This is a genomic window from Exiguobacterium artemiae 255-15, from assembly GCF_000019905.1.
Taxonomy (GTDB): Bacteria; Bacillota; Bacilli; order Exiguobacteriales; family Exiguobacteriaceae; genus Exiguobacterium_A; species Exiguobacterium_A artemiae.
Genome location: NC_010556.1, coordinates 1,646,564 through 1,671,026 on the forward strand (window position 1 = coordinate 1,646,564; position 24,463 = coordinate 1,671,026).

The 24,463-nt window shown below is 47.6% G+C and carries 24 protein-coding genes and 1 tRNA gene; 12 read left to right on the plus strand and 13 right to left on the minus strand.

Going from position 1 to position 24,463, the window contains the following annotated elements:
* The first annotated feature begins 19 nt into the window (after positions 1-19).
* Genes serC through EXIG_RS08695 form a run of 3 tightly spaced genes read left to right on the plus strand, consistent with a single transcriptional unit; the run spans position 20 to position 3,457 of the window.
* On the plus strand, positions 20-1,084 hold the full coding sequence (serC, locus tag EXIG_RS08685; RefSeq protein WP_012370560.1) for a 3-phosphoserine/phosphohydroxythreonine transaminase: 1,065 nt from the start codon (positions 20-22) through the stop codon (positions 1,082-1,084).
* The gene (locus tag EXIG_RS08690; protein ID WP_012370561.1) at positions 1,085-2,242 is read left to right on the plus strand and encodes a phosphoglycerate dehydrogenase; all 1,158 of its coding nucleotides are present in this window, start codon (positions 1,085-1,087) and stop codon (positions 2,240-2,242) included. It abuts the gene before it with no gap.
* Positions 2,243-2,254: 12 nt separating this feature from the next.
* The gene (locus EXIG_RS08695; protein WP_012370562.1) at positions 2,255-3,457 is read left to right on the plus strand and encodes a DUF1015 domain-containing protein; all 1,203 of its coding nucleotides are present in this window, start codon (positions 2,255-2,257) and stop codon (positions 3,455-3,457) included.
* Positions 3,458-3,523: 66 nt separating this feature from the next.
* Here the strand turns inward: EXIG_RS08695 and EXIG_RS08700 are convergent, their stop codons facing one another.
* Positions 3,524-5,308, minus strand: coding sequence for a glycoside hydrolase family 13 protein (locus EXIG_RS08700; RefSeq protein WP_012370563.1), 1,785 nt, complete (start codon positions 5,306-5,308; stop codon positions 3,524-3,526).
* 203 nt (positions 5,309-5,511) lie between these two features.
* Here EXIG_RS08700 and EXIG_RS08705 point away from each other — a divergent pair, with 203 nt between their 5' ends.
* Positions 5,512-6,225 carry a YebC/PmpR family DNA-binding transcriptional regulator gene (locus tag EXIG_RS08705; protein WP_012370564.1) on the plus strand — a complete coding sequence of 238 codons (714 nt, stop codon included), beginning with the start codon at positions 5,512-5,514 and terminating at the stop codon, positions 6,223-6,225.
* 331 nt (positions 6,226-6,556) lie between these two features.
* Entirely contained in the window at positions 6,557-6,850 is a 294-nt protein-coding gene (locus EXIG_RS08710; protein WP_012370565.1) for a hypothetical protein, read from the plus strand.
* A gap of 43 nt (positions 6,851-6,893) precedes the next feature.
* On the opposite strand, the gene EXIG_RS08715 is transcribed toward EXIG_RS08710, so the two are convergent.
* Entirely contained in the window at positions 6,894-7,166 is a 273-nt protein-coding gene (locus tag EXIG_RS08715; RefSeq protein ID WP_012370566.1) for a hypothetical protein, read from the minus strand.
* A gap of 350 nt (positions 7,167-7,516) precedes the next feature.
* On the opposite strand from EXIG_RS08715, the gene EXIG_RS08720 reads away from it, so the two are divergent.
* The 7 genes from EXIG_RS08720 to mnhG are packed head-to-tail and all read left to right on the plus strand — an operon-like array spanning position 7,517 to position 13,309.
* Complete coding sequence (locus tag EXIG_RS08720) at positions 7,517-9,922, plus strand: Na+/H+ antiporter subunit A (protein WP_012370567.1); 2,406 nt, start codon at positions 7,517-7,519, stop codon at positions 9,920-9,922.
* Positions 9,919-10,359, plus strand: coding sequence for a Na(+)/H(+) antiporter subunit B (locus EXIG_RS08725; protein WP_012370568.1), 441 nt, complete (start codon positions 9,919-9,921; stop codon positions 10,357-10,359). Before EXIG_RS08720 ends, EXIG_RS08725 begins: the two co-directional genes overlap by 4 nt.
* A 3-nt stretch (positions 10,360-10,362) precedes the next feature.
* Positions 10,363-10,704 (plus strand): Na(+)/H(+) antiporter subunit C, encoded by a 342-nt coding sequence (locus EXIG_RS08730; RefSeq protein ID WP_012370569.1) that lies wholly within the window; start codon positions 10,363-10,365, stop codon positions 10,702-10,704.
* Positions 10,697-12,181, plus strand: coding sequence for a Na+/H+ antiporter subunit D (locus EXIG_RS08735; protein ID WP_012370570.1), 1,485 nt, complete (start codon positions 10,697-10,699; stop codon positions 12,179-12,181). Before EXIG_RS08730 ends, EXIG_RS08735 begins: the two co-directional genes overlap by 8 nt.
* Positions 12,182-12,184: 3 nt before the next feature.
* On the plus strand, positions 12,185-12,661 hold the full coding sequence (locus EXIG_RS08740; RefSeq protein ID WP_012370571.1) for a Na+/H+ antiporter subunit E: 477 nt from the start codon (positions 12,185-12,187) through the stop codon (positions 12,659-12,661).
* On the plus strand, positions 12,661-12,945 hold the full coding sequence (locus EXIG_RS08745; protein WP_012370572.1) for a Na(+)/H(+) antiporter subunit F1: 285 nt from the start codon (positions 12,661-12,663) through the stop codon (positions 12,943-12,945). The genes EXIG_RS08740 and EXIG_RS08745 overlap by 1 nt, the downstream gene beginning before the upstream one ends.
* On the plus strand, positions 12,929-13,309 hold the full coding sequence (mnhG, locus tag EXIG_RS08750) for a monovalent cation/H(+) antiporter subunit G (protein ID WP_012370573.1): 381 nt from the start codon (positions 12,929-12,931) through the stop codon (positions 13,307-13,309). Before EXIG_RS08745 ends, mnhG begins: the two co-directional genes overlap by 17 nt.
* A gap of 50 nt (positions 13,310-13,359) precedes the next feature.
* Here the strand turns inward: mnhG and EXIG_RS08755 are convergent, their stop codons facing one another.
* The 11 genes from EXIG_RS08755 to EXIG_RS08805 form a co-directional block, all read right to left on the minus strand.
* Positions 13,360-13,806 (minus strand): Rrf2 family transcriptional regulator, encoded by a 447-nt coding sequence (locus EXIG_RS08755; protein ID WP_012370574.1) that lies wholly within the window; start codon positions 13,804-13,806, stop codon positions 13,360-13,362.
* 189 nt (positions 13,807-13,995) lie between these two features.
* Complete coding sequence (locus EXIG_RS08760) at positions 13,996-14,886, minus strand: glycerophosphodiester phosphodiesterase (protein WP_012370575.1); 891 nt, start codon at positions 14,884-14,886, stop codon at positions 13,996-13,998.
* A gap of 177 nt (positions 14,887-15,063) precedes the next feature.
* Positions 15,064-16,314 (minus strand): 2-oxoglutarate dehydrogenase complex dihydrolipoyllysine-residue succinyltransferase, encoded by a 1,251-nt coding sequence (gene odhB / locus EXIG_RS08765; RefSeq protein ID WP_012370576.1) that lies wholly within the window; start codon positions 16,312-16,314, stop codon positions 15,064-15,066.
* A gap of 51 nt (positions 16,315-16,365) precedes the next feature.
* Positions 16,366-19,227: a 2-oxoglutarate dehydrogenase E1 component gene (locus EXIG_RS08770; RefSeq protein WP_012370577.1), complete on the minus strand. Its 2,862-nt coding sequence runs from the start codon at positions 19,225-19,227 to the stop codon at positions 16,366-16,368.
* 355 nt (positions 19,228-19,582) lie between these two features.
* Positions 19,583-20,311 carry an amino acid ABC transporter ATP-binding protein gene (locus EXIG_RS08775; protein WP_012370578.1) on the minus strand — a complete coding sequence of 243 codons (729 nt, stop codon included), beginning with the start codon at positions 20,309-20,311 and terminating at the stop codon, positions 19,583-19,585.
* Positions 20,308-20,952: an amino acid ABC transporter permease gene (locus EXIG_RS08780; RefSeq protein ID WP_012370579.1), complete on the minus strand. Its 645-nt coding sequence runs from the start codon at positions 20,950-20,952 to the stop codon at positions 20,308-20,310. The genes EXIG_RS08775 and EXIG_RS08780 overlap by 4 nt, the downstream gene beginning before the upstream one ends.
* A 36-nt stretch (positions 20,953-20,988) precedes the next feature.
* Entirely contained in the window at positions 20,989-21,753 is a 765-nt protein-coding gene (locus EXIG_RS08785; RefSeq protein WP_012370580.1) for a transporter substrate-binding domain-containing protein, read from the minus strand.
* A gap of 192 nt (positions 21,754-21,945) precedes the next feature.
* Positions 21,946-22,029 (minus strand) — tRNA-Leu (locus EXIG_RS08790).
* 62 nt (positions 22,030-22,091) lie between these two features.
* A complete protein-coding gene (locus EXIG_RS08795; protein ID WP_012370581.1) occupies positions 22,092-23,036 on the minus strand; it encodes an alpha/beta hydrolase in 945 nt (314 codons plus the stop codon).
* Positions 23,037-23,058: 22 nt separating this feature from the next.
* Positions 23,059-23,400: a hypothetical protein gene (locus EXIG_RS08800; protein WP_012370582.1), complete on the minus strand. Its 342-nt coding sequence runs from the start codon at positions 23,398-23,400 to the stop codon at positions 23,059-23,061.
* A gap of 20 nt (positions 23,401-23,420) precedes the next feature.
* Positions 23,421-24,437: a S66 family peptidase gene (locus EXIG_RS08805; protein ID WP_012370583.1), complete on the minus strand. Its 1,017-nt coding sequence runs from the start codon at positions 24,435-24,437 to the stop codon at positions 23,421-23,423.
* Positions 24,438-24,463: the final 26 nt, after the last annotated feature.

Consider the following 24,463-nt stretch of genomic DNA (forward strand, 5'->3'; position numbering starts at 1 on the left):
TTATTGGAGGCGGAATGCGATGACTGTATTTAACTTTTCAGCCGGTCCGGCAGTCCTACCGGTACCGGTCTTACTTAAAGCTCAATCCGAGCTTCTGAATTATCAAGGATCTGGACAGTCTGTTTTAGAATTGAGTCATCGTTCCGGCTTATTTGAACATATCATCGAGGAGACAGAGTCTCTGCTTCGGGAGCTTCTCCAAATTCCGGATCATTACCGTGTCTTGTTTTTACAAGGCGGTGCAACCCTTCAATTTTCTATGTTACCGCTTAATTTAGCGACTGTCCGTCAGCGTGTCGACTTTATCGATACCGGAAGTTGGTCACAAAAAGCGATGCAGGATGCCGAGGCTTTTATTCAGACCAATATCGTTGCTTCCTCAAAAGCGGACCGCTATCGTTCGATCCCGACCGATACAATCCGTTCTGACGCCGATTACCTCCATATCACCTGGAATAATACACTCGAAGGAACCACGTTTACTTCGGTTCCAACAGTCGATGTCCCGTTAGTGGCAGATTTCTCCTCCTCCATCTTGTCGGAACCGATTGATGTCAGTCAGTTTGACGTGATATATGCCGGGGCTCAAAAAAATCTGGGATCGGCCGGTATGACGCTTGTCATCATAAAGGAGGATCTGTTACAACGAACACCGGACCGTTTAGGATCCTATTTACGGTACGATACGCATGCTACTCATCATTCTTTATACAATACACCACCCACATACAGCATCTATTTGACGAAACTGGTCCTCGAATGGATTAAAGAGCAGGGATTCGACACAATCGTCGAGCGTAACCGCAAGCAGGCCGCTTCCCTGTATGCTTATTTGGACCAATCTACCTTATTCTCAAATCCTGTTGCTATACAGGATCGAAGCCGAATGAATATTCCTTTTACGACCAGTGAAACAGAGTTAGATGAACAATTCCTGCAATTTGCAGAACGTCATCAGCTCGTGAATTTAAAAGGACATCGTTCTGTCGGAGGAATGCGTGCCAGTCTTTATAACGCGATGCCAACGGCGGGCGTCGATGCCCTGATTGCCGTATTAGAACGATTCGAACAGGGGGAACGGTAAATGCATCATGTACAACTATGGAATGACGTGTCTGAAAAAGGGTTAAAACGCTTCACCGACCACTATGTCGTCAAACAAGACATCGAGGCCGCGGACGCTTTTCTCGTCCGCAGCAAAGATTTACACGGCATGAAGTTCCCGCCTTCCTTAAAAGCGGTCGCCCGCGCCGGTGTCGGCGTCAACAACATCCCGCTCGACCAATTGGCGAATCGGGGAATTCCGGTTTTCTCAACCCCCGGCGCAAATGCCAACGCTGTGAAAGAGCTGGTCATCGCAAGCTTATTCCTGACTGCCCGGAAATTAATCCCCAGTATCTTATGGACCAACAACCTGCGTGGACCGGACATCCCGGAACGGATTGAAGCGAACAAAAAACAATTTGCCGGCACAGAGTTACTCGGAAAACGGATCGGTATCGTCGGACTCGGTGCGATTGGGGCCAGCTTAGCGAATACACTGCACGAACTCGGGATGACGGTTTCCGGATACGATCCGCATATGTCCGTCGAATCTGCATGGCGCGTCTCGAATCAGGTTCACCGCGTCACCAATCTTGAAGAATTGCTCACGACAAGTGATTACATTACACTCCACTTGCCGTTGATTGATTCCACCCAACATCTGCTCGATGAACGGTTACTCGGAAAAGTCAAACAAGGAGCAACATTACTCAATTTTTCACGTGGTGAATTAATTGACGAACAGGCTTTGGCAACGGTGTTGAAATCAGGGCGGTTATCTAACTATGTCACTGATTTTCCGAATGCTTTCATTCTTTCTCTTCCTCGTGTCATTCCACTGCCGCATATCGGCGCGTCAACGGCGGAAGCAGAAGAAAATTGTGCCATCATGGCTGTCGATCAATTGAAGCTGTTCCTTGAGACCGGCAACATCCGGAACGCGGTGAACTTCCCATCGGTCGAATTACCGTATGCCGGTAAACGTCGCCTGACAATCGCCCATCAAAATATTCCGAACATGGTCGGTCAAATCGCCTCGGTCCTCGCGACCGAACAAATCAATATTGCCAATATGATCAACGGCAGTAAGGATGGTATCGCCTACACGATCATCGATATCGATAACCATCTGGATGAAACGATTTCACTGGAACAATTAAACGCCATTCCCGGTGTACTGAAAACAAGATTACTTTAAGGAGCGATGACTATGCCTACGTTTGAACCTTTCCATGCCTTGCGACCTGATCCGAAATATGCAGAAGCGTTCTCGTCTCTCCCGTACGATGTCTTCAATCGCGCGGAGGGACGGTTGGAAGTCCGGCGCCGTCCGTTGTCTTTTTTACGAATCGATAAGGCCGAAGTGACATTACCGGACTTGATTGATGATCATGATTCGCGTGTTTATCAGCAAGCAGTCCTTCATTTCAAAGAAGCGATTGAACGCGGGATTCTCCTGACCGATGACGTCGAAAGTTATTATCTCTATCGTCTGACCGACGGGACGCATACGCAGACCGGCTTTGTCGGTTGTGTCTCTGTCGCGGACTATGACCAAGGTATCATTCGGAAACACGAATTCACACGACCGGATAAAGAACGGGACCGCGTCCGTCACGTTCAGTCGCTCGCTGCCCATACCGGTCCGATTTTACTGGCCCATCATCCGGATGATGAACTGAATCGCGTCGTCTCGGAACAGACGAGTCAATCCCCGCTTTATCAATTTACCGCTGAAGACGGGATTGAGCATACTATCTATAAAATTACGGACCGTGATGCGATGATGACGATCGGCAGCCAGTTTGCCCGTCACGATCACCTGTATATTGCTGACGGTCATCATCGGGCTGAAGCCGCTTCACAAGTCGCCCGACTGAATCCTCATGAAGATGCTGGTCTGTTTCTCGCCGTCTCTTTTTCAAGTGATCAATTAAACATTCAAGGCTACCATCGTGTCGTCGAAGATTTATACGGTCAGTCGGTTGATGATTTGCTTGAAAGACTCAGCAGCCGGTTTAACGTGACCGAAGGACGTGCGACGGAAACCAAAAAACACCGTTTCGAAATGTATGTCAAACAAAAATGGTATACACTGGATTACGAGAAAAATCGTGGATCCGTCAAGGAAGATCTCGATGTCGCCATTTTACAGGACGAATTATTGACGCCATTCCTCGGAATTGAAGACCCTCGAACAGATGCACGGATTCAGTTCGTCGGCGGTGTTCGCGGATATGATGGACTCGAGCAACTGGTTGACCAAGGCACGATGGCCGTCGCATTCCACCTTCATCCGACGAGCTTAACCGAATTGATGGCGGTCGCTGACTCCGGTGAAGTCATGCCGCCGAAATCGACCTGGTTTGAACCCAAACTAAGAAGCGGTTTGCTGATTCACCCGTTTTTCTGATCGTTTTTAGACAACAAAACATCCGTTCAAGAAATTAATTTTTCCTGAACGGATGTTTTAGTTTGGTTATGTTGTTTCCACCCGGAGAATTTTTCCGGACAACGGACGTACGGTGACGGTTCCCAAATACCGTTGTCCGTCCATTAAATCAACCGCTGCTTTGTCCAAGTCAAAGCGGATTTCTTCTGAACCATTGTTAAATCCAATCAAATAGGTCGCTTCATCAGACTGACGACGAACGAGGAAACTTGCCGTCTCATCATCCATTTGTTCGAATTGATAGCCGCTCGCGTTGGCGAGAGCGGGGTGCGATTTCCGTAAATCAACCAACTTTGTGATATACGCCAAGAGATCCCTGTCCTGTTCCGCCTGATCCCAGACCATACACTTCCGGTTATCCGGATCCTGACCGCCTGTCATACCGATTTCATCTCCGTAATAGATGACCGGACTTCCCGTGAATGTCAGCAGTGACAGCATCAACAGTTTCATCCGATCACGGTCCCCATTCGCCCGCGTCAAGGCACGGGGTGTATCATGCGAATCCACCAGATTGAACATCACTTCGTTGACATTCATCGTATTGCTGTTCAGATTCCTGACGATTGCATGACTGAATTCAGACGCCGTACTTTCATTCGTCGCAAAAAATGTTAAGAAAGCTTCCGTCAATCCGTAGTTCATGACCGCATCAAACTGATCGCCGAGCAACCACGGTTGTGAATCTGTCCAACACTCGCCGACAATATAGGCTTCCGGATTCGCTGCCCGGACTTCACGCCGGAACTCACGCCAAAAAGCATGATCCACTTCACTCGCGACATCCAGTCGCCATCCGTCGACGTGGAACTCTTCCACCCAGTAACGCCCAACTTTTAACAAGTACTCTTTTACATCAGGATGCGCCGTATTAAGTTTCGGCATATTCCCTTCAAAGGCAAAAACTTCATAGTTCGGCACTGGTGTCGATTGGACCGGGAACGAGTCCATCATAAACCAATTCGCATACTGCGACTCATTGCCATGCGCAATGACGTCTTGGAAGGCCGGATGATCAACGCTGACGTGATTAAAGACGGCGTCCAGTAAAATCCGAATCCCATTTTGATGGAGCAAATGAATCATTTCCCGGAACGTCTCTTCTGTTCCAAAGGCCGGATCGAGTCGTAAATAATCTAACGTATCGTATTTATGATTCGACGGTGCGACAAAGACCGGACAAAAATAAATTCCGGTAATCCCCAGCTCTTTTAAGTAATCGATATGATCAATCACTCCTTGAAAATCGCCCCCGAAATGATTGTCAAACGCCGGTGCTTCGGCACCCCAGGCGATGGTACCCGGACGATCATTCGTCAAATCCCCGTTCGCGAACCGATCGGGAAAAATTTGATACCAGACGGTGTCTTTGACCCATGACGGCGCATCAAATACATCGACCGCATTCATATATGGGACGGCAAAGTAGTAGCCCGGATGATCGAGCGGTACTTCATCGTACCAGCCGCGTTCCGTATAGACGGCCGATTCACCGTTAGCATGAACGTTAAAGCCGTAGCGGACCCGCTTCTTTGGGGGCCGGATGGCAACGAACCAAAAATCATGTGTCGCATCCGATCCGGCAAACGTCATGTCTGTCGTCTCCGTTTTCCAAAATTTTTCTTTATCCGGATCAAAGTTCCAGTCCCGATCTTCCTCTTTTTCTGCATCCCATTCATAAGGATCCCCGTGGATCAGTTCAATACGGTCCAGGTCCCCTTTGGCTGACATCAAGCGGATATGAACCGCTTCTTGATCGTATGTATAGACATACGGAGACAGGGCCCGGTGAAACACAGCTGCTTTATTCATAAGTCCCTCCCCTTTCATCCTCTTCATTTCATCTTCTTTTACTTCCCGATTTCAGACTGTATGTAAACGTCAATCACGAAAAAACAGCGGATTTGCTATCTTTTCAGTTTAGCAATCAACAGCTTATGCGGTATACTGATGAAGCAGAAGGAACCAAGCAGTTCCTAACTAATTCGAAGTCATGTGAAAGCGAGTGGATTCTGATGGGTCGTAAATGGAATAACATTAAAGAAAAAAAGGCGTCGAAAGACAAAAATACTAGTCGCGTCTATGCGAAGTTCGGCCGGGAGATTTATGTGGCCGCTAAACAAGGTGAGCCGGATCCGGAATCCAACCAGGCATTAAAAGTCGTTCTCGAGCGTGCGAAGACGTATAGCGTTCCTCGCGCCATCGTCGATCGTGCCATCGAAAAAGCAAAAGGCGGCGCGGAAGAAAACTTTGACGTCTTACGTTATGAAGGGTTTGGACCAAGCGGTTCGATGGTCATCGTCGAGACATTGACGAACAATGTTAACCGGACAGCGTCTGACGTCCGGGCTGCATTTGGTAAAAACGGCGGGAATATGGGAGTCAGCGGATCGGTCGCTTACATGTTTGATGCAACAGCGATCTTTGCTTTTGAAGGCAAAACGGCAGACGATATTTTGGAATTAATGATGGAAGCGGACATCGATGTCCGTGACATCTTGGAAGAAGAGGAATCGGTCATCATCTATGCCGAGCCGGAACAGTTCCATGCCGTTCAAGAGACGTTGAAAGAGGCAGGAATCACTGACTTCTCAGTCGCTGAACTCGTCATGCTTGCGCAAAACGAAGTGACGCTGTCTGACGAAGACGTGCAACAGTTTGAAAAAATGATTGATGCGCTCGAAGACCTCGAAGACGTCCAACAAGTCTATCACAACGTCGAACTTTGATCGTCGTTTTATCCATCAGCCGGTTCTCATACCGGCTTTGATACACAAAAAGGAGTCGGATCTACGTCCGACTCCTTTTTGTTTAGCTTCCGTTCGTCTGTGCAAAAAAAAACCAGATTCTTTCAAATGTTCTAACTCAGCTGACGCCCATCATCCGGATAGTCACGCGCTGTCAGGATTAATGATAAAGTATGAAACGCGTTTCATATCAACACAAAAAAAAGATTCTTTTTGGAGGTTTAATTTTTGAATATAATGGGAAAAGACATATTCGATACTGATAGGTGATATATTTTTAGGTCACGTGCTTTTCACATAAGGAGGAAATGGTATGTCTTATTCATTGATTGAAACTTTTAAACGAATCGTAAGTGAAGCTAATCGCTTTAACCGGGTTGATTTCGGCGGTTACGATATCTATATGCAAGCAAATGACGGACGAACGATCACAGCAAAAATTCGTTTCGACGGTGGTGGTCAGGATCAAAACGAAGCGTACCTGTTCCTTGAATCGAGTACCGGTCACAGTCGGATGACGACACTGACTCTACATCAATTCGAACATCTCTCTTCTTATACTGCACACAGCGAGCGGATTCAAGCGCTCGTTTCAACCAGTGCTTAATTCCTTATATGACAACACGCCCTCCAATGGAGAGCGTGTTTTTTTACTGATTTTCTTCCTTTTCAAGACGTTCCAGTTCAGCGTGTGTTTGCGGGAAACCATTGGCTTGCCAATCCGCGCGATGAATGGAATCGAGTTGTGTTAATCCAACTTCCGTTTCATCTTTTTTTGCATCGACACTCTGCTGACGGTCGAGTGCAGTCGGATCACTGAATCCTTGCGACGAATTCCCTGCTTGCTTATAACGTTTGATAGCTAACGCAGATAAGGCTGCGAGCCCCCCAATGACTAAACCTTGTTTAAATGACTTTTTCATGACGACACCTCTGTTCGCTGAATTTTTAGACTTTATTGGTTTTCCCTGAAAAAGACTATTGTAATCAAATTTCCGCCGTCTTCAAAAATTTTTTCGAACTTTTTTTCAAGTTTTTCTGCCGTGTTCCTACATATTTAATAATTTATTCAAAAACCGCTTTTCTGCACTACCTCAAGAAGGTTCGGGTCATGCAGAGAGCCGAAATCTACGTTATACTTTTAACAGATGCTTCATAAGAATCGAATGATTGGATAAAAAAGGACTCGTCACAAGCACGACTGCTCGCTTGCGTACTGTGTCCTTCTTTCATTTTTTCGATGAAATGAACGATATGAAAAGGAGGGAATCATGTGTCATTGCTTCATTTGGCAATCTTGTTGCCGTTACTCGTCAGTCTCTTCATTCCATTGTTGTATAAAAAAATTCGATCGGTGCACACAGGCTGGTTCGTCCTGCTTGTTCCGCTGACGCTCGTCGCTTACTTCAGTCAATTTCTCAGCCAGACGATGGCCGGAAAAACAGTCGTTGCGACGATGAAATGGATTCCTTCGCTCGATATCAATTTCGTGGCTTACGTCGACGGGCTTGGTTTACTATTTGCGTTATTGATTACCGGAATCGGTTCGCTCGTCGTGCTGTATTCGATTTATTATCTCGATGCCAAAAAAGAAGCACTTCATAATTTTTATGTGTATCTGCTCCTGTTCATGACGGCGATGCTCGGAATCGTCTTGTCCGACAATATGATCGTCATGTATCTGTTCTGGGAATTGACATCGATTTCGTCTTTCCTGTTGATCGGCTATTGGTACGAACGGGAACGCTCCCGTTATGGTGCCCAAAAATCAATGCTCATCACTGTTTTTGGTGGTCTGTCGATGCTCGGCGGGATTTCCCTGCTGTCGCTCTTGTCCGGCTCATTCAGCATCCGTGAATCGCTTGCGACGGTCGGCACCTATTCCGGTGATCCGCTCTTCACCGTATCGCTTGTCCTGTTTTTACTGGCGGCTTTTACGAAATCCGCCCAGTTCCCGTTTCACATCTGGTTACCGGACGCAATGGAGGCACCGACTCCGGTCAGCGCCTATCTCCACTCGGCTACGATGGTCAAGGCCGGTCTCTACCTCGTAGCCCGGATGAGTCCGATCTTTGCGGAAACACCGCTCTGGTTTTATCTAGTGTCGTCTGTCGGAATGTTCACACTCTTCTGGGGATCATTGAACGCCGTCAAACAGGTTGATTTAAAAGCGATTTTAGCCTATTCAACCATTTCACAACTCGGTCTGATCATGTCATTGCTCGGACTCGGAGCAGCTGCATTGCAGGTCGACATCATACCGGACAGCCTCTATACAGTCGCAACCGTCGCTGCCGTCTTCCATTTGATTAACCATGCCACGTTCAAAGGAAGTCTGTTCATGATGGCAGGAATCGTCGATCATGAGACCGGCACACGGGATATCCGGAAACTCAGCGGTTTATCGCAACTGATGCCGGTGACGTTCACAATTGCGACGATCGGCACGTTGTCGATGGCGGGTGTACCGCCGTTCAACGGTTTCTTAAGTAAGGAAATGTTTTTGACCGGTGTTCTTCAAGTATCAGAGTCCGGCTTATTCCATCTCGATACATTTGGTCTGTTGTTCCCGTTCTTCGCCGTCGTCGGTAGTATCTTTACGTTCGTCTACAGCATTTTAATCGTCTACCGGACATTCCTTGGTCCGAAGCAACTCGACAAGTTGCCGAAAAAACCGCATGAAGCACCGATTGGCATGCTGATTCCGCCGCTCGTTCTTGTTTCATTGGTCATCTTGATCGGCTTGTTCCCGAACCTGTTGTCAAACACCTTGATTCGTCCGGCGGCGGAAGCGATTTTACCGAAAGTCATCGCAAACGGCGGTACGATTCCGGTCGAGATCAAGCTCTGGCATGGATTTAATCTGGAACTGTTCTTAACCGTCCTGATCATCTCAGCCGGAACCGTTTTATTCCTGACCTTGCCAAAATGGCGCTCCCTGTATCACCGGATGCCGAAGCAGGTCTCGCTCAATCATCAATATGATGCCCTGTTGCGTCGCGGTGAGCGGACCTCGACCGCTATCCATGACACGGTCATGACCGGCTATATGCGTTCCTACCTCGTGTATATCTTTGGTTTCATCGTCGTCCTGGTATTATCGAGCCTTTATTTCCTCGATGCCTTCCGGTTTGATGTGAACCCACTCAGTACGGTTCATGCCTATGAAGTCGTCTTGGTCCTGGTCCTTGTCGGCAGTGCCTTATCAATTACCTTTGCCCGGTCGCGTTTGACATCGATCATCTTACTTGGTGTCGTTGGTTATACGGTCGCTCTGTTCTTCGTCTTATTCCGGGCACCTGACTTGGCTTTGACCCAACTCGTCATCGAAACCGTCTCCGTCGCTTTATTCCTGCTTGTGTTTTATCACATGCCGGAAATCAGCCGGAAAGAGGAACGGATTAAATTTAAACTCGGAAACGCAGCAATTTCCGCACTTGTCGGCTTAAGTGTCACACTCGTTGCACTCGCTTCGCTCAGCCAACGGTCATTTGCTTCGATTGCCCAGTATTATATCGACAACGTAGCGGACCTTGCTGCCGGCGGGAACATGGTCAACGTCATTCTCGTCGACTTCCGTGGTTTTGATACGTTGTTTGAAATCAGTGTGCTCGCGATTGCCGGACTCGGGATTTACGCGATGATCAATTTCCGCAAGACAGGAGGAATCGACAAATGAAAAACCCGATCAAAAAGCATACGAATGACGTCATATTGGAATCTTCGACGACATTCATCACTTTTATCATCTTTTTGTTTGCCGTCTACCTGTTTTTCGCCGGTCACTACACACCGGGCGGCGGATTTATCGGCGGTCTTGTGACCGCCTCGGCACTGGTTCTCGTCCTATTGGCTTTTGACATCAAGACACTTCGGCAGATTCTTCCGATTGATTACAAACAGATGACGGCAGTCGGCATGTTGATTTCCGTGCTGACAGCGTCTGGTGCCCTGCTGTTCAACAAACCGTTTTTCACACATGCCCACGGTTACTTCAATTTACCGCTGTTTGGAAAAACATCTTTGCATACAGCGATGTTATTCGATTTAGGTGTTTATCTTGTGGTCGTTGGTGTGACAATGACAATTATTCAAACGATTGGGGAGAGTGATTAACGCATGGAAATCATCATGGCGATTGCAGCAGGCATCTTGACAATGTGTGCCGTCTATCTCATTCTTTCAAAAAGTGTCTTACGAATCATCATCGGAACCGGTTTACTCAGTCATGCTGCTCATCTGCTCGTCATGACGATGGGTGGTCTGAAGACCGGTGCCGCTCCTGTCATCAAGGACGGCATCACCCAGTATACGGATCCGCTGCCACAAGCCTTAGTCTTGACAGCGATCGTCATCAGCTTTGGTGTGACTGCATTTTTCCTTGTACTTGCTTATCGGGCTTATCAGGAACTGGGAACAGATAATCTGGAGGAAATGAAAGGAACCGATACGCATGATTAATTTACCATTACTACCGCTGTTAATTCCGCTGATTACCGGAGTCATCTTGATGCTGTTTCCAAACCGACTCCGCCTGCAACGATCGGTGTCGCTTGTTTCGACTTTCTTGACGATCGTTGCAACAATCTATCTCGTGTACAGTGTCCGAAAAGACGGCATTCTGACCGTGACACTCGGCAGCTGGCCGGCTCCGTTTGGTATTACGCTCGTGTCGGACATGTTGTCCGCCCTGCTTGTCTTAACGACCAGTCTGCTCGTCTTTTTTGTCATCTGGTATTCAATGTATTATTTGTCCGACTTGCACCAACGGTTTTATTATTACATCGCCGTCCAATTTTTATTGCTCGGTGTCAACGGTGCCTTCACGACAGGTGATATTTTCAACATGTTCGTCTTTTTCGAAGTATTTCTGATCTCGTCTTACGTCCTGATTGTTCTCGGCGGCAAGCCGGCTCAACTTCGGGAGTCGTTGAAGTATTTGTTGATTAACGTCATTTCGTCCGCCTTGTTCGTCATGACCGTCGCCTTTTTATACGGGGTCATCGGTTCACTCAGCATGGCTGATATTTCACAAAAGATCACTGAAATCAATCAACCCGGTATCCTAAGCGTCATCGCGGTTCTGTTTTTAATTGTCTTTGGCTTAAAGGGCGCCATCTTCCCGTTGTACTTTTGGCTTCCCGGTTCGTATCAAGTGCCGCCGACACCTGTTCTTGCCCTGTTTGGTGCCTTGCTGACAAAAGTTGGTGTCTACGGTATCTTACGGACATACAGTCTGTTCTTCTCGCACCAGCAACAGTTCACGCATCAACTGCTCGGTTGGCTGGCGCTCGCAACGATCGTCATCGGTGTCATCGGGGCACTTGCCACACGTGATGTGAAACAGATTCTGATTTACAACATCATCGTTGCGGTGGGTGTCATCTTGTACGGCGTCTCTGTCATGACCCGGCAGTCGCTTGAAGGTGCCGTCTTCTACCTGATTCACGACATGCTGATCAAAGCTGCGTTATTCCTGTTGATCGGTGTGATGATTGGTATTGCCGGATCCAGCCGCTTAAAAGATATGGGTGGTATGATCAAGGACTATCCGTTGCTTGGCTGGACGTATTTCATTGCGGCATTATCACTTGCCGGCATTCCACCGCTCAGCGGATTCATCGGGAAACTGTTGATCGTCCGCGGTGGTTTTGAAGCCGGCGATCTCGTTGGTCCGTTCGTCGTCTTGATTTCGAGTCTGCTTGTGCTTTATTCCGTGATGCAGATTTTCATCCGCGGCTTCTGGGGGACACCGAAAACTTACAGCGGTCCAAAACGCCATCTGACCAAACAGTTGCTGGCTCCTGCACTCGCTTTAGTCGCAATGACCGTTTTATATGGAATCGGAACGGAAGCCGTCCGTCCGCTCATCTCGCAAGCTGTCGATCCGCTAGTTGATCCGACACTCTATATCCAAGCTGTACTGAGGGAGGATTAACCTATGCCGTTTCAGTTATTACTCAATATCTTGCTTGCATTCCTCTGGATGTTTCTTGCTAACTCCTTCTCCGCCTCATCGTTCATCATCGGCTACTTACTCGGTTTGATTGCGATGTTCGCGATGCGGCGAGGGTTCAGCACCCGGTTTTATATTGGACCGTTCATCGCCTTGATCCGATTGTTCATTCGGTTTTTGTATGAACTGGTCGTCGCGAATTTGGAAGTGTTGTCCATCATTTTAAAGCCACGCCTCGACATTAAACCGGGGATTTTCGCCTATGAGACAGAACTCGAACACAATTGGCAGATTACATTGCTGTCACTGTTGATTACGTTGACCCCCGGAACGTTGGTCGTCGATATCTCGGACGATAACAAGACATTGTACATCCATGCTCTGCACATGCCGGAAGCGGATGATGCAGTGGCCTCGATCCGAAACAGTTTTGAGAAAGCCATCCTGGAGGTGAGCCGCTGATGTTAGAGACGATTTTATTCATTGCCTTAGGAGGCGTCTTCCTATCCATGCTCGGTTTATTTTACCGGGTCATTAAAGGACCGTCCGTAGCCGACCGGGTCATCGCCCTTGACTCGATCGGAATCAGCCTGATTTCCGTCGTCGGTCTCGTCTCAATTATTCTTCGGACGAGTAACTACCTCGAAGTCATTTTGTTGATCGGGATTTTAGCCTTTATCGGGACGGTCGCCTTCTCGAAATTCATCGAGAAAGGAGAGATCATCGAACGTGACCGCAATCAGTGATTTTTTTGTAGCTGCCTTTGCATTGATCGGAGCATTTTTTAGCCTCGTGACGGCACTTGGTCTTATCCGGTTACCTGACCTCTATACACGTGCGCATGCCGCCTCCAAGAGTGCAACACTCGGCGTCATGAGTATTCTTATCAGCGTCATCATCTATTTCGTCGCTGAAGACGGATTTTTCTCGTCCCGAGTCGTACTCGGCATCCTGTTTGTCTTAATCACAGCACCGATTGGCGGACATTTAATTGCCCGTGCCGCCTATTACAGTGATGTTCCGCTTTGGAAAGGTTCGGTTCAGGATGACCTTGCCAAAAATCCGGAGCATGTCACCCCTAAAAAACGACCTGCTCCTAAATTAAAATGAGCCCAGTTCTTTTTCTCTACGAGCACAAAAAAACGGATGCGACCGTTCACTTAACGTGAAGGGTTCGCATCCGTTTTTGCGAATAACAAATTCAGTTCATATGGATTTTTGAGTAATTCGGCTAATGTATGTTGTTCCAGTTCCCGAATGAAAGCACGCAAGGCACGGGCAAGAATCCCTTTGAGCTGACACTGGGGTTCAATGACACAATGACCATCTGCCGCAAAACATTCGACGATATCCATCGGCTCCATCTCGCGAACGACTTTTCCGATATTGATTTCTTCCGGATCACGGATCAGCCGAAGTCCCCCGGTCCGCCCGCGTGTCGACTCCACGTATCCGAGTTTCGTCAATTGTTGTGTCACTTTCATCAAGTGATTGGAAGAAATACCGTAGTGATTGGCAATCGCCGGCATCGGTGTTACTTCATCTCGGTGAAGACCTAAATAAATCAGGACGCGAAGTCCATAGTCTGTATATTGAGTGATTCGCATGTTTTTCCTCTCTTTCTGTTCATGGAACCCATTTAAATCCCACTTCACACTGCTGTTTCATCGTATCATGTTCGATCCTAATCGAAAATAAAGGATGTGCTTTTAACAGTATACGTAACGGAAAGAGATTTGGATGCCATCCGAACAAAAAAGTCAGTTTCCGGATCCGGAAACTGACTTTTTAAGGAATCATTTCTTTTTTGTATGTTTCAGAACTTCATTGAACCGGTCGGCGAAGTTCGTAAAGACGCCGGTCACACCGTAATCGAGCATCCGTTGCATATCTACTTTTTCATTGACTGTATACGGATGAAGCAACAATCCAGCATTCCGGATTTGTTTCGTATTTTGTCGTGTCAACGATTTAAATGATGGTCCGACACCGACAGCATACGATTTAATCGTCTTTAATTCCTGGTTCGTAACATCCGTCATTTGCGGTGCCTCAAGAAGTTGAACGAGCGGAAGTTTCGGATCTAACTGCTTGACCTTCAGTAAACTGTCCCGGCTGAACGATTGAATCATGACTTGTCCCGGTTTAATCCGATTGCTCGATAATCCGTGACGTCGTAACGTATCCAACAGTTTTTTCTCCATCCCCGGGTAAACTTCCGGAGATTTCGTTTCGATATAGTAGTTTGCCTGTTTGCCGTACCGGTCGAAAATTTCATTTAATGTCGGTACTTTCAGTCCTTTATACTTCGCGTTGGCATATGCCGGATAGGTTTCGTTAAACCAGCTGCCCGCATCGAGACGCTTGATTTGCGCAAGCGTTTTATCCTTGACGGCTCCGGTACCATTCGTCGTCCGGTCAACCGTCTCGTCGTGCATCGCAATCAGTTGACCGTCCTTCGTCATTTGTAAATCAATTTCAATATAATCCGCTTTAAACTTTTTATGGCTCATATCGTAGGCAAGCATCGTATGTTCCGGTGCATAACCGGATGCTCCGCGGTGAGCGATGTTGACAACTCGATTTGGATCAAGCAACCCTTTCGCTTTCCCCGCTGCTTCAATACTCGTTGTACCGCTTGCGACGATCATTCCTGCGACTACCGTGACACCGATTTGTTTCAACATTTCTAGTTCCCCCTTCGAAGTAACGTACAGATGTATCTTATAGGCTGTTGATGAAGGATTTATGAACTCCATGTAATCTTCCGTATAGATTCCGTGACAAAGTTGTCACATCCACTTGAACAGATGCATAAAAACTCCCTGCTTCCGCGACGGAAACAGGGAGTAAAAATGATTGAATCAAGCTTCAAAAATCAATGACTCCGGATCTTCAAGCAAGTCTTTGATGTGCTTCAGGAACGTGACGGCTTCTTTCCCGTCAACGATTCGGTGGTCATAGGAAAGTGCAACGTACATCATTGGACGATTTTCCATCCGCTCGGCGTCGATGGCGACCGGACGCAGGTTAATCGCATGCATCCCGAGAATCGCGACTTGCGGTCCGTTCAGGATTGGTGTCGACATCAATGATCCAAACGTTCCGCCGTTTGTGATCGTAAATGTCCCACCTGTCAAATCAGATAAGCCGAGTTTGTTGTCCCGGGCTTTGACAGCCAGATTGATGATATCTTTTTCAATTTCACCGAAGTTCTTTTTGTCGGCGTCACGAACGACTGGTACAACCAAGCCGTCTGGAGCAGAAACTGCGATTCCGATATCGTAGAATTTCTTGAGAACGATTTCGTCCCCTTGAATTTCTGCGTTCAAATACGGCATTTTTTTCAATGCGGCAACAGCTGCTTTCGTGAAGAATGACATGAAGCCGAGCTTAACTTCATTGTCCTTGACGAACTTTTCCTGGCGGCGCTTCCGTAATGACATGACAGCCGACATATCGATTTCGTTGAACGTCGTCAACATCGCTGCCGTTTGTTGAACCTCTACTAAACGGTTGGCAATCGTTTTACGGCGACGTGACATTTTAATCCGTTCTTCCGGTTTACCCGGAGCTGCAGACGGTGTTGCTTGTGGTGCCGGCGCTTGCGGTGCTTTTGCTTGTTCACGTGGCGCGACTTCAAACGTCGCGACATCCTGTACACGAATCCGTCCGAGTGGATCTTGTGTCGCGACTTGTGCTAAATCGATTCCTTTTTCACGTGCCATTTTCCGAGCAGCCGGTGATGCGATCGGACGATCGGCAACCGACGTCGCTTCTGTCGCAGCAACAGGTGCCGGCTGTTCTTTTTTCGCTTCCTGTGCAACCGGTGCTTCTTTTTGCTCCGGTGCCGGCGTTGTTGCTGCCTGTTGTGCCGCTTCTCCGCCTGCCGTGATGATGGCAATCGTCTCTCCGACACGGACTGTATCCCCTTCGGCTGCCATTACTTCGGACAGGATGCCCGCTTCATCAGATGGGACTTCGATGTTAACTTTATCTGTCTCCAGCTCGACGATGGCTTCCCCTTTTTCTACCTGATCGCCGGGTTGTTTTAACCACGATGCGACCGTACCTTCTGTAATCGATTCTGCAAGTTCTGGCACTTTGATTTCCATGTTAATTCGTCCCCCTAAGACTTTTCGTGTTTGACCCCACTTGATTTTAGCTTAGACATTTGTTTCGGAAGTAGCTGATGTGCTCGGTTGATCGACTGTCGTCCGTGTTAAGGCATCTGTCAGAATCCGCGCCTGTTCGACTTTATGTCCTGTCGGATCACCTTCCGCCGTACTCGAACGTCGACGACGGCCGATATAACGGACCGTTGTAATGCCATTAACGGCAACCGATTCAAGACGCGGCTCGATGTATGTCCAAGCCCCCATGTTTTTCGGTTCTTCCTGAACCCAGACAAACTCACTGACATTCGGATAACGTTCAAGCAAAGCATTTAACTGTTTGGCCGGGAATGGATAAATTTCTTCAATCCGGACAATGTGCAACCAGTTGAAATCATCATCTGATTTCGAAACGGCTTCCGCCAAATCAATGGCCACTTTTCCGCTACAGAAGACGATTCGTTCCACTTGTTCCGGTGATTGCCCGAGACCGTCCTGTTCGACAATCCGTTTAAATGAACCGTCTGTCAGTTCCGACAAATCGGACGTCGCCAGTGGATGGCGGAGTAAACTTTTTGGTGTCATGACGACAAGCGGACGTACTTCTTCTTTTCCAAGAATCGCAGCTTGACGGCGTAGCAGATGGAAATACTGGGCCGCACTCGATACATTGGCGACCGTCCAGTTCTTTTCGCCTGACAGGGTCAGAAAACGTTCCAGGCGGGCACTCGAGTGCTCCGGTCCTTGTCCTTCATATCCGTGAGGTAACAGCATGACAAGTCCGGACGTCTGCCCCCATTTAGCACGGCTTGCCGAAATGAACTGGTCAAAGATGACTTGACCCGAGTTGGCAAAGTCGCCGTATTGGGCTTCCCACAGCACCAGTGTTTCCGGTGCGAAAACATTATAGCCGTATTCGAATCCGAGAACGCCTGCTTCCGACAACGGACTGTTGTAGACAGCAAATGATGCTGTTGCTGACTTCAAGCTGTGCATCGGTGAAAACGCTTTGCCTGTCTTCACGTCATTTAAATTGATGTTCCGCTGGGCAAATGTTCCCCGTTCTGAATCCTGACCACTGAGTCGAATCGGTGTACCGTCGGAAAGAATCGAGGCGAATGCCAACGTTTCCGCATGTCCCCAGTCGATGCCGTTTTTAGTCGTCAACGCGTCGGTCCGGCGTTTCAACACTTTTTCAAGTTTGTGGAAGACATTGAATCCGCTTGGCCATTCGAGCAACTGCTCATTGTAAGCCGTCAATTTTTCAACTGCGACACCGGTCTCGATGTGCGGGACACCTTTGAAGACAACATCCGGCATGATGCCGCCGTATTCTTTTTCGACATTCGGAACTTTCTCGCGAGCCGCTTTCATCATGTCATTGATGTCCGTTTCAATCGTCGTGACATCTTCTTTCGTGACATCATTTTGTTCCACCAGTTGCTTCGCATATAAGACACGGGCTGAGTCATGTTTATGGATCAAATCGTAAAGGACAGGATTCGTATTCATCGGCTCGTCCATCTCGTTATGTCCGAAACGACGGTATCCGATCAAATCAATCAAGACGTCTTTGTTGAATGTCGCGCGGTATTCGCTGGCAAGCAAGGCGACTGCCAAACAACTTTCCGGCTCATCTGCATTGACGTGGAAAATCGGAATTTCATACCCTTTTGCCAAGTCACTTGAATAACGGGTCGAACGGGAATCCGTCGGTTCCGTCGTAAAGCCGATTGTGTTATTGGCAATGATATGAATCGTTCCGCCTGTGTTATAACCTTTCAAATTCGTCAGGTTCAACGTTTCAGCAACAATTCCTTGTCCGGGGAAAGCAGCATCTCCATGAATGAGGATAGCGGCAGCCTTCCCTTGTTCCTGACGTGGTGCCCCTTTTTGTGAACGGTCATCTTGCGCTGCCCGTGTGAATCCTTCGACAACAGGATCGACGAACTCGAGGTGAGACGGATTGTTGGCAAGCGTCATCCGGACGTTACTTGACTGTTGTTCCATTTTTCGGTTTAACCCTAAATGATACTTCACATCACCCGTCCAACCGTACGTGATGCCGATTGATCCTTCGGAAGGGACAAGATCATGGTTCGGTGCATGCTGGAATTCCGCGAAAATCATTTCATACGGTTTGCCTAATACATGTGCCAAGACGTTTAATCGTCCCCGGTGCGCCATTCCGATATTGATTGTTTCCGACCCATTGGCAATCAGATGTCCAACGATCGTGTCGAGCAATGGAACCATCGCGTCAAGACCTTCAATCGAGAACCGCTTCTGTCCGACGTACGTTTTATGAAGATATTTTTCGAATAACTCCGTCTCGGCGAGCCGTTTGAATAACTGCTTTTTCTGTTCGACTGATAAACGTGCCGTCAATGCACCTTGTTCAATTTTTTGGCGTAACCATTTCTTTTCTTCCAAATCATCGACGTGTTGGAATTCAACGGCTGCGGCACCTGTATACTGTGCTTTTAAATGTTCGATCCCTTCATAGGCATCCTTCAGATGTCCCGGCGGTTCCGGACAAACAAGCGTGACCGGCATGCCGCGTAAATCGGCTTCCGTCAATCCGAACTGACGAAGCTCCAGCAATTCCGTTTCCCGCGGATGATCTTTCAGCGGATAGATGTCAGCCGCAAGGTGACCTTTCGCTCGAATTTGATCCGCTAAGCGACTCGCTGCCAAGTACTTTTCGAAATCTCCCGTTTCGATCGGTTGCTGAGTTACTGATTCTGCGACCGGAGCACCATTTTGTTCGAAATAGGCCCGTGTTTCTTCATCAACAGAAGAAGCATCTTCTAAAAAGCGTTCATACAATTCAATGATGTATCCAAGGTTTGGTCCATAAAATGTTTGCTGTTCCTGTTCCCGGCTTGCCATGTACGGTTCCCCCCGTTTCATTCATTCCACTCAATGTACTGAAAATCAGTACATTTCCAGCTCTCTACCTGTTAGCGCTTTCAAATCATATGACATAAAAATTCGATAATCGTCATGTTCCTTGCAACGAGGCCGAACATAACCCTTAACGATGGCCTGTATGTCAAAAGTGTTTGCCTTAGTTATTATATTACTACTTCTTTTAGGTCAGTGCGTTTCGAATTCCCAATTTCTCAGTCATAAATGTATAAGTTTTTCTTATGACTGTACCCTGTGTTGTTTATGAATGAAACCTCTCTAGGGGAAAACAGCTGTATTCGTCAAAAAAAGAGCAGAAACGACCTCCCTGAAGGCCATTCCTGCTCAATGTCTTGTGTTATAACACTTTACTTAAAAACGATTGTGTCCGTTCGTGTTGTGGAGAATCAAACAATAAACTCGGAATGTTTTCTTCGACGATGAAACCACCATCCATAAAAAGAACCCGATCCCCGACTTCACGCGCAAATCCCATCTCGTGCGTGACGACAATCATCGTCATCCCTTCAAGTGCCAACTGTTTCATGACAGCAAGGACATCGCCGACCATTTCCGGGTCGAGCGCGGATGTCGGCTCGTCGAACAACATGATTTTCGGATTCATGGCCAGGGCACGGGCAATGGCAACCCGTTGTTTTTGACCGCCGGACAGTTCCCCCGGATAGTTATCGGCTTTCTCCCGCAATCCGACTTTATCCAACAATTCGAGCGCCCGCTGTTTCGCTTGCGTTTTGTCCGTTTTCCGGACTTTCATCGGTGCAAGTGTGACGTTCTCAAGCACAGTCTTGTGGGGAAACAAGTTGAAATGTTGAAACACCATTCCGACTTCTTCACGGACTTTATTGATATCGACTTTCGGATCTGTGATGTCATGGGTATCGACGATTACTGTACCGCCCGTGATATCTTCGAGCCGGTTCAAGCAACGGAGAAACGTACTTTTCCCCGATCCCGAAGGTCCAATGACACACACGACTTCTTTTTCTTCAATCTCGACCGAAATATCCTTTAAGACTTCGTTCGAACCAAATGATTTTTTTAATTGTTTGACTTCAATGATACTCATCGCAGTGTAAACCTCCGCTCCAAGAATTTCCCTAATAGTGAAAGGAGATAGATGACGACGAAGTACATCAGACCGACGACCGTCCAGACGATGAACGGTTCAAATGTCGTTGCTTGTTGCACTTGTCCCTGTTGCGTCAAATCCGCGATACCGATGATCGATAGCAACGACGTATCTTTTAAACTGATGATCGATTGGTTCGTAATCGTCGGCAGCATACGGCGGAAGGCTTGCGGTAAAACGATTTGTGTCATCGTTTGACGCCCCGTCATACCGAGAGAACGTGCCGCTTCTGTCTGCCCTTTATCAATCGATTGAATCCCGGCCCGGATGATCTCGGCGAAATAGGCTCCGGCATTGATGGCGACAGTGAGAATCCCGGCATACATCCGGTCCATCGACAGCCACTCAAGTGAATTGAGTCCAAAATAAATGAAGAACAATTGGACGATAAAGGGCGTTCCCCGGATGACATCGATGTAGACGATGGCAATCCCGTTTAAAATCTTAAGTGGTGATAAACGCATCAAGGCGACGATCAAGCCGATTAAAAATCCGACGATGACCGCGATGATAAAGATATAGAGGGTGATCTGTAACCCTTCTAGAAAAAACGGAAACGCCGTTTTTGCGACTTCCATCAGTGACTCAACTCCCTTGTCATTCGTTCAAATGGCTTATTTTAAATACGTATCGACGATTTTGTCGTACTCCCCGTTTTCTTTCAGGTTTGCGAGTCCTTTGTTGATTTTTTTCATCAACTCTTCGTTTTCACCTTTGAGGACGGCAATTCCGTAATTATCACCATTCAAACGGTCTCCGACAAGTTTCAGACCAAGGTTTTGCTGTTTGTTTGCATAGGAGATGACCGGATAATCTTCAATCAATGCGGCAGCATTTCCGTTTTTGACTTCCTGGAACATGGCCGGGCTGTCATTGAATTGAGTGACGGTGATTCCGAGTTTGTCTGCATTGTCAGTTGCATATTTTGCACCTGTTGTTCCCTTTTTAACCGCAACTTTCTTGCCTTTCAAATCATCGACTGATTTGATTTTGTTTTCATCTTCTTTGACGACCAGGATCAGCCCGGCTTTAAAGTACGGGGCTGAGAACGTAACAACCTTTTTCCGTTCCGGTGTGATACTCATTCCGGCAATCGCTACATCCAGTTGGTTCGCTTGAAGAGCGGGAATGATTCCGCTGAAATCCATCGCTTCAAACTTGATTTTAAATCCTTGATCTTTGGCAATCGCTTTGATGAGGTCGATATCGATTCCCTTGTATGTGTCCCCGTCTTTATATTCGAACGGCGGATACGTAACATCGATGCCAACCTTGTACGTCTTGTCTTTTGAGACCTCGTCCTGTGAACCGATACTACATGCGCTTAATACCACGAGACAGCTGAGCAATAAAAATAATACCGATAAATGCTTTTTCATGTTGTTACTCCTCTCTTGAAGACAAATGCCTTCTTTCATGTATTTTCCTCAAAAACTTTTCCTTAGCACATATTTTATCAGAAAAATTCAAATTTTACGAACAAACTTGTTAAGAGCATGAATCAAAATTTTTCAAAATAAAAAAATAGGAGCACCCTTCTGACGAAGAGTACTCCTATTTTCACTTTAAAATGCCGCCGAGAGGACTTGAACCTCCACGGTGTTGCCACCACTAGATTCTGAGTCTAGCGCGTCTACCAGTTCCGCCACGACGACTTCTATTTATGTTATTAGAATACTAAATAGTTTTTTTCGTGTCAACGGTTTCATGCATTTTTTTATACTTTTTCTGTCGGTTCGTCTAAAATCCGCCGGACGAATCGTTCCACGACCGTATCGTATGTGTCCGGATCCTCGAAATAAGCCATCGCGTGGGCTGCATTCGGAATGACCACCAATTCTTTTTCCGTCGGACAGGCTTGATACAATTCATAGACCATTGAAGTCGGAACAAATGTATCGGCTTCGCCGTGAATAAACAGAATCGGAACCGTCGCCCGCTGGACTTGCTTAATGGCCGAGGCTTCACTGAAAAAATAGCCCGCTTTTAATTTCGTCAAGATACTTGTCATCGTCAGGAACGGGAAATGCGGCAGACGATACATCCGCTTCATTTGATAGGCGAGAACGGCGTTGACCGACGTATACGCACAATCGGAAATGATGCCTTTGATTTGCGGCGGCAACAGTTCCCCACTGGTCATCAGAACGGTTGCTCCTCCCATCGAAACACCGTGCAAAAAGATTGCACTTTCTCGGCCAAGACGAGCTACCAGATATTCGGTCCACCGGAGACAATCTTCCCGGTCATGCCATCCGAAACCAATATAGTTCCCGTCACTTTTTCCGTGTCCACGGTTATCCGGCATCATGACGTGGAAACCGGCTTGGTGATACAGATACGCAAATCCGGCCAAATCCGTTCCGACACCGCCGTATCCATGCACTAAAATCACAATCCGATCCGATGGTACAAGCGGCGGCAAGTAATGCCCGCGTAACATTAATCCGTCATGCGCCTTGACTTCAATCAATTCCAGCGGCTGTTCTTTAATCCACGTCTGCCCCGGTTGCATCAGACGGACCATTTCGTCACTCAAATCACGGTTATTGGATAAAAAGGGTTTCGGATTGGTTGCGATCGCCATTTCATAAAAGTAATAACTCGCTGCAAGCATCCCGGAACCGATTACACCTAAACCGATTTTCGTTCGTGTTCGCATTGCTCCCACTCCTCATCTGCTCTTAAAGATCAATTTGTAGTTGTGCTGAGGACTCGGCATCCTCTTCTTGTAAAATTTGTTGCCGCAGACGATGTTCGTGTTGTGCCTTTCGGTAAGCAAATTCCTGAACCAATTCTTGTCCCGTGAACTCTTCTTCGACGATGTCCGACAGCAAATCCGTTTCCGTCGTGACGATTTCCTGTGGGTTCCGAATAATCAGCACTTGACCGACCTGTGCTAACATCAGTTCATCTTTTACCTGTAACGCATCATAAAACGGTTCAGGCAGGGTCATCCGCCGTGTTTCCGGATTGATGTGCACCCGCTTGTACGCTGCTAACGATTGAAACTTCCGACTCGCCATATCTGTCCTCCTCTTCTAGATTACTGAAATGTCATGTCTAATCTAGAATCTTTTCCTTGAATCATGATAGTTGCTGATGCTCCGTTGACGAGTGTCATTTGCGGCGGTTGGTGACCGATATCGAGATCGTAAAACACCGGAATGTCCAGCAGTTCATTAAATGTCTCATACACGTCGAGGATGGTATACTCCTCAACTGTCCGCCCGCCGGCTGTTCGTCCGAACACGATGCCCGATGCCCGCTCGAACCACCCCGCGAGATACATCTGCATCAGCGAACGGTGAACGTCGGTGGCACTCGCTTCCGATACTTCAAAGTACCAAAGAATCGGTTCTTCATTCAGCTGATCCGTCTGAAACGTGACCACATCTCCGTACGGTGTTCCGATGAGATGACGAATCGTTTCAAGACATCCGCCAAGCAACCGGCCGGATACCTGTTTTTGGGCCGGATCGATTGTTTTCCACTCTGTTGCCGCGTCGAGGTGGTACATATAACGTTCGGGCCGTTCCGCATGATTCCAATTCGTCTGATACAAATCAGATGTCCACTGCGTCACGGTTGCTCCGGCAGGCGTCGCGAGAACTCGTCGCCAAGCTGTCGTCGTTTCATCCCATTCTTCACTGCGCATGTCGACGAAGTTTGGTCCGTGCGCCGTCGCAATGCCGGTCTTGAGCGTAATCGCAAACAGTAATGTACTGATATCCGAATACCCGAGCAACCACTTTGCCGGAATTCGTTCAAAATCCAGGAATGGTAACACATCAATCGCCCGTTCCCCTCCAAATGGTGGAATGATTGCATCAATTTCCGGATTTTGCAGCATTGCATTCAGCTCGTCCGCCCGCGTTTGAACCGGCGCACTTGCCGCCTGCTGTTGTGTCCAAACGGTTTGTCCGACTTGAACAGTCATTTGCCGATCCCGTAATCGATTCGTCGCCTCTTCAATCATCGGATGCAGTTCTTCCGATAATCCGGAAGACGGAGCCGTCACACCGATTGTTTGTCCGGTCCAACCTAAATAAGGATAACGCATGTCTGTTTCCTCCTGACGATGTGATA